Source organism: Microcoleus sp. OTE_8_concoct_300, assembly GCF_031383065.1.
In the GTDB taxonomy this organism is placed as follows: Bacteria; Cyanobacteriota; Cyanobacteriia; order Cyanobacteriales; family Microcoleaceae; genus Microcoleus.
In genome coordinates, this window is sequence record NZ_JANMZH010000533.1 from 1 (window position 1) to 5,919 (window position 5,919).

Consider the following 5,919-nt stretch of genomic DNA (forward strand, 5'->3'; position numbering starts at 1 on the left):
TTCACCTTTGGACGATCGAACCCGCAGCGTGTCTCCGTCGTGTACCGAGCCTGGGATAACTTCATACTCTGGTAAGTTTGCTGCCTCATCAGGATCGGGCTCCCCATTGGGAATTTGAATACTTGCAGATTGACTTTGTGGTATTGAAAGCGTCTCGCGGGACGTTTTTGGTGCTTGCAAGCTGTACCAGACGAGTGCACCAATTGCGATTATTGGTAAGGCGTTGATAAGTTTTAATATTTTCACAAAAACGGGTAATTAAATTGATTATGTTGGAGGATAGCGTTATTAGTAAAAAATAAAGAATGTTTTAGGACAGCAAAACTTTCTCATAGCTAACTGTCCCCTACTTCCAAATAGACTGCTAGGCGACAGTAATTATCTGACCCGCAGTCAAACTGGTGAAATCATAGAGTGTGTTACCAGCTTTTAGTTTTTCAAATTCGGAAGTTATCATGAGTTGGCTACCTTGGGTGAAAATCACCGATTCGCCCCCGCTGCCCCATATTTCAACGGTATAAGGTCCTGAATTTAATTCTAATGTGTCATTACCGCTTCCACCAAAAAACTCACCACTACCATAACCCTCGATATAGTCATCACCCTCTCCTAAAAACACGTTGCCACTGTTATTTAAGCCCGATTGAAAACCTCCATAAGCAATGAGGGAGTCGTTACCATCACCCATATTAATTGCACCGCCGTTGTTATAAATGTTATGACCAAAGATAGAGTCATCACCATTACCGGTCTCAATAACACCATAGTTGTAAATAACATAGGTAGTAATTATGTCGTTACCATCACCAGTCCCAATAAAATTGGAATTTCTGATGCTGTCGCCTGATTGGGCACTGAGCGAGTCGTTACCCTCTCCTAAAAAGACATTACCCGTGTTAGAAAGGTCTCCCAAGGACTCCATGAAGTCTGGACCGTTACCAGTATTAATGATACCGCTGTTGATGATGCCATCTCCATACCATCCACTACCAAAGATGGTGTCTGCGCCATTATCAGTATTAATGATACCGCTGTTGATGATGCCATGGAAGTAGCAAGTACCACTAATATAGTCCTCGCCATCACCAGTGGTAATGTCTTTAGAATTGTGAATGCCCGAGCCGGTGACCTCGACGTCGGGGTTAGTACCACTGATACTGTCATTGCCATTGCCAGTATCCATAAGTCCCTCGTTGGAAATACCCGCGCCATAACGATCGTGCTCACCAATTATTATGTCGTTACCATCACCGGTAGTTAAAGTGCTGCCGTTTCCGTTTAAGAGACCATAACCGAAATTACCGTTCGATAACCTACCCTTAATTACGTCATTGCCCTTTCCAGTATCGAGAGTGCTGTCGGTCATCCATATACCGAACCCGGTCCTAGGAGGACCGCCAACAACAACAGCACCCATGATTGTGTCGTTATCATCACCAGTATTTATGGTACCAGACAAGCTTTGGATTCCCCAGGCACCAATGCCAGTAATTATGTCGTTACCATTTCCAGTTTCAATAGTTCCTATTCTGTTGTAAATGCCTCTACCAGCCTCAGGATCAGAATTCTCCCACCAATCACCTAGGCTGCCGATACCAGTGATACTGTCGTTGCCAGCAAGAGTATTAGTGAGACCTGTATTGAGTATTTCCTCTATTCCAGACACAGGTACAATATCATCCTCGTCTGTAAACGTTAGATTTGAAAGTTCGATCGCCATAGAAACACCTCAGTATTAAGATAAAAGTTAGAAATATATGTTACTACTGTAGTGCTATCACACTTTACAATATTTTATTCTGTATTGTTTTATTTCTTAACATAATCAAAGCTATTTTAAGGCACTGCTTGCTGTTGATTTATCTACTTATTCTCTGAAAGAAGCGCACCCGGGTGCGCTTTTATGAAATAAAAATATTCTAAAATTGCGATGAGGTATTGACAAGCAAGAAAAGGTGCGTGTAAAATCTTTCACCTTATAAAAGAGAAGCCATGAATCTTCTACAAAAGTTTTTTGCGGGAATTGGTTTGAGTGCGATTGCCCTAGCTCCTTTATCCGCGATCGCGCAAACTGCTGCATCCTTTACCAATCCTCATAAATGGAATGATACTGCTGCCGGAAAAACTTACGTTTTTATTCCTAACCGTCCAGTAGGCGTTCCGGTAGTCGGCCTTACAACCCCCAAGGCGGCCAGTCCCAGGACGCTAACGCTCAACAACTGTGGCTGGGGAAGCTTCACAAAATCTACGACTGCTCCTCCAACTTTAATCACGGGGAGTGGGATAACTGTTAACTGGGCGGGAAAAACCAGCGGTGCGGCCGTGACTTGCACGGCTCCAGTGGCCCCGGCAACCGCTTACACTAGCAGCAATAACGGAGCTGTAGGAACTGTAGTTGACGACGGCTCAAAAATTTGGATTAAGGGTGGCACTACCGCCGGAGCTGCAATTATCAACGTGACTACAGCGGGGGCGGTAACGACAAAAGTTAATGCTTGCGGCTTCCTCCGTATAACAACCTCCCCATCGCGACCAATGACTAATTTTTCCATTGGCACGACTAATTACACTCTCGCTGCACTTCCCGCTGTAACTAAACCCATGATCTGTAGAAAGGTAGGTACAGCTTCGTTTACTTACATTCCTGCAAACTAATGAAAAAAGTAATCGCAGCATTGATAGCATTTGCTGCGATCGTCTTTCCTCAAAGTGCGATCGCACAACCAGTAGCCAACCGGGACGCATTAAATAACATCATTGTTACTGGTACTGGTTTGGCGGCAGGAACTTTAATTAAAATCTACTATCCACAAGTTTTTGATTCAAAAAATTTCATAACGTCAGCTTGCAATATCCTGACAATCAAAAAGACATCATTATTTGCATTTGACGATTGGATTAAAGTTGGCGGAGTTCTATTAAGCTTATCCGTAAATTCGCCTCCGGCATTGCCTGGATTGCCTTGTGTCAATGGCGCTCCCAATGCTGCATATTCCTGGATTAATGCAGGAATTTATCGATATGTTCAAAGCTCGGACAAAGTTTATGTTGTTGCGCCCAGTCCCGGTGCCATATTAGTTTCAGGTGATTTGCCTAATTTTAGATTAGGCAAAGTTGACAAGTGTGGGAGAATTTTAATCAAAAATTCTGACAAATGGCCGATGACTGCGCTCAACTTTAACGGAGCTTTAAGCTACATAGTTAATGGCTCCTATGGACCAGACATCACAATCCCAACTACAACAACGGCAGCAATGCCAATTTGTTATCGTGGAACTCTGTATCAAAGACAATAAAAAATATAATTGTTGCATAAATATTATTTATTGCAATTGTCTTTGAACTGCGATTACATCTTTTAAATTAATTATTCTTCCTCATCTTTATTGGCCAGCACAATCAGCTTAATTTTTTCAAGCTGCGATCGCATTTGCGCCCATTCGCGTAGCACAGATGCTTTTTGCTTGTCTAAACTCGATTGTTGTGCAAGATAAGCCTCTGTAGAACTTTGTCCGAAGCGATATCCAACTTTATATAATTCAAACCGTTGTATTTCACGCTTAGCAATTGCCTGTTGGATCTGAAATTCGCGCGATCGCACGTCGAACTCTAGCACAGAGAATAGTACAGAATCGCGGGTTTTAATTGCGATTTCTTCTTTTGATTTACGAAGTTCCTCAACTTTCACTCTCAAATCTGATATGGCGATCGCTGCCTGTTTCTGCTCCTGGTTCCCTCCACTAAAGGAACGAAATAGTGGTAAACCGATTACATTAAGCAGATCGTTCACCAACCCAACAGGACGAGTAAAAATGCTAAGCACATTGTTGATAAACCCGCCCCCGCTCTGCGTTGTGGCTGTTTGTCCAGTTTGTCCAGTGCTTTGTCCAGTAGCAACAGGGGCGCTATTTTGTCTGAGGAAATATTGTAGGGCTGGCTCAAAAATAGCTAGTTGAATTGATTGCTTATTTGATGCAGTCGCTTCGTTAATTTTTTCTTCAATCGTTTCGATTGACTCTCCAATCTTGCTATTAATCGGAGAGTTAGAAACAGCTAACCCTTGCAATTGCTGAACACAGGCACTCGACGTATCCAAACAAGGCAACGGCGATATCATTGATCGCCAAGTATCCTCATTAATTTGAATTTGAATTAATTTATCAATGTCGTTGAAATTGGGCGGATTGAGCGGATTCGTGGCTTTGGGGCGATCGCATCAGTTCCTCCTTCATCATCTCCAGGTTCTGCGGGTTCATCTACTTCTGACGGTTCATCAGGTTCTGCCGGCTCTTTTTCCTCGTCTGGTTCAGCAGGTTCTTTTTCGGGTTCATCTTGCGCCTGGATCTGTGGCACAGAGATGTTAATCGCTGGTGGTGGTGGTACCACTGGGGACGATCGGGTTGCTGGAGGTTGTGGGACTGTTAGTCGGGGCAGAGGAAGTTGTGCTTCCGCTGCCGTCGGTAATAATACTAATTTCAACACCAAGCTTATTGTCAATTTGGCCAGTAAATTTGATGCGGCGAATTTTTCCATTGTAAGGGCTCCTAATAACTGCTAGATGTGCGATCGAATCTTCAACTGCTGAAAGTTGAATTTTTAATTGAGTAAATTGATAATCTTTATCTCTCGACTCTTTCTCAAAAGTTGAGATTGCTCGCTGATAGTTTGTCTGATTCTCAGCGATTTGTTTTTGATAAAAACTAAAAGCTTGATTTTCTTCTTCTATTCGGTGAGCGAGATTTAGTTGATGTTGATATTCATCCTGCTTCCTCTTTTCCTTTGCTGATAAAAGTTTACCAACTTCTAAATCAATTTCTGTTTTATCAGATTTAAGTTTATTTTCAAGGATTGACAGTTTATTAATCTCATGTTCAATTATAGCCGAGTCTAAGCCGGCGATTCCTTTCAAATAATCAAGTTCTCGCCGCTTCAAGTTAATTATTTCTTCCTGCTGCTTAGCTTCGTTATTAGCCTTTTCTATCATAGCCTCATACTGCTGATAAGAAATATCAGGAAGTGGCATCATTGGCGGTGCCGGCTTTGGCTTGCTTGGATCTGTTGCTTTTTGTGGGAGTGATATTTTCTGATTTTCAATTCGCTTAATAGCGAGTTGTAGCTCTTCCTTTCTTAGATTTAATCGCTTCCTTTCGTTGTCTTGGTCAGCCACAATTTGAGCAGCAGAAATATGGTCACCGATTTTAACTTTTAAATCGTTCGGCTCACTGATTTGCAACGTCATTTTGTGTAAACGTCCTTGCTGCTGCGGTGCTGTAACTGGCGCTGTAACTTGTGTGATCGGCGACTGTTGCGCGGTTACCGCTGGCGGTTTGGATGAACCGACAAACTGATAAGCACTGAAGCTTAACATTCCTATTATTGCTGATTGATTTATAAAATCCTTCATAATTTAGGTGGAGGTGAAACAATTTGAACCTTTAGCGAACCACTTCCAAATTGATAATTAAGTTTGTGCATTGCCCATTGAATCGGACAAGATTCTATCTGAATAGTGTTACCGACTATTGTAATAGTTTGTAACTGCTTTGGATTTAAGCTGAGCTTGACTTCTTCAGGAGAATCGATTGTCAATGTCCCACTTAAAAATATTAAAGAGTTAGGTTGAATTAATTGTTGTAGCTTCGGGTTAATTTCCTCTTCTCCAAAATCAACACCAATAATTTGATACTGAGCAGCTTCGCCTGGTTTAGGTACAAGTCGATTTGTAGCGATTTGTCCCATTACTCCTGTTTTATAGATCCCTTTACTATCAGCAATTACAAATTCGTTTCCTTCTTGTTTAATAACCCAAAATTGCTGTTTAATTGGTTGTCGATCACTTATCCAGCTTCCTTCAATGTCTACATATATATGCTTACCACCACCCGATGCGCTGATAGTTTGCATCACACCATCACGCAT

The 5,919-nt window shown here is 42.1% G+C and carries 8 protein-coding genes; 2 read left to right on the forward strand and 6 right to left on the reverse strand.

Annotated features, from left to right (window positions below):
- Together ACUVJL_RS24645 and ACUVJL_RS24650 are read right to left on the reverse strand one after the other, a co-directional pair.
- On the reverse strand, positions 1-246 hold a 246-nt coding region (locus ACUVJL_RS24645), incomplete at its 3' end, for a hypothetical protein (RefSeq protein ID WP_445248242.1).
- A 118-nt stretch (positions 247-364) separates the two neighbouring features.
- Complete coding sequence (locus ACUVJL_RS24650; RefSeq protein WP_445248243.1) at positions 365-1,720, reverse strand: hypothetical protein; 1,356 nt, start codon at positions 1,718-1,720, stop codon at positions 365-367.
- 272 nt (positions 1,721-1,992) lie between these two features.
- Between ACUVJL_RS24650 and ACUVJL_RS24655 the strand changes: the two genes are divergently transcribed.
- Positions 1,993-2,655: a hypothetical protein gene (locus ACUVJL_RS24655; RefSeq protein WP_445248244.1), complete on the forward strand. Its 663-nt coding sequence runs from the start codon at positions 1,993-1,995 to the stop codon at positions 2,653-2,655.
- Positions 2,655-3,296 (forward strand): hypothetical protein, encoded by a 642-nt coding sequence (locus ACUVJL_RS24660; protein WP_445248245.1) that lies wholly within the window; start codon positions 2,655-2,657, stop codon positions 3,294-3,296. Before ACUVJL_RS24655 ends, ACUVJL_RS24660 begins: the two co-directional genes overlap by 1 nt.
- Positions 3,297-3,367: 71 nt before the next feature.
- Here the strand turns inward: ACUVJL_RS24660 and ACUVJL_RS24665 are convergent, their stop codons facing one another.
- The 4 genes from ACUVJL_RS24665 to ACUVJL_RS24680 form a co-directional block, all read right to left on the reverse strand.
- Positions 3,368-4,117 (reverse strand): hypothetical protein, encoded by a 750-nt coding sequence (locus ACUVJL_RS24665; protein WP_445248246.1) that lies wholly within the window; start codon positions 4,115-4,117, stop codon positions 3,368-3,370.
- Positions 4,118-4,152: 35 nt separating this feature from the next.
- Positions 4,153-4,353, reverse strand: coding sequence for a hypothetical protein (locus tag ACUVJL_RS24670; RefSeq protein WP_445248247.1), 201 nt, complete (start codon positions 4,351-4,353; stop codon positions 4,153-4,155).
- A gap of 7 nt (positions 4,354-4,360) precedes the next feature.
- Positions 4,361-5,368, reverse strand: coding sequence for a hypothetical protein (locus ACUVJL_RS24675; protein WP_445248248.1), 1,008 nt, complete (start codon positions 5,366-5,368; stop codon positions 4,361-4,363).
- Between the two features lie 32 nt (positions 5,369-5,400).
- The coding region (locus ACUVJL_RS24680) for a hypothetical protein (RefSeq protein WP_445248249.1) at positions 5,401-5,919 on the reverse strand (519 nt) is incomplete at its 5' end.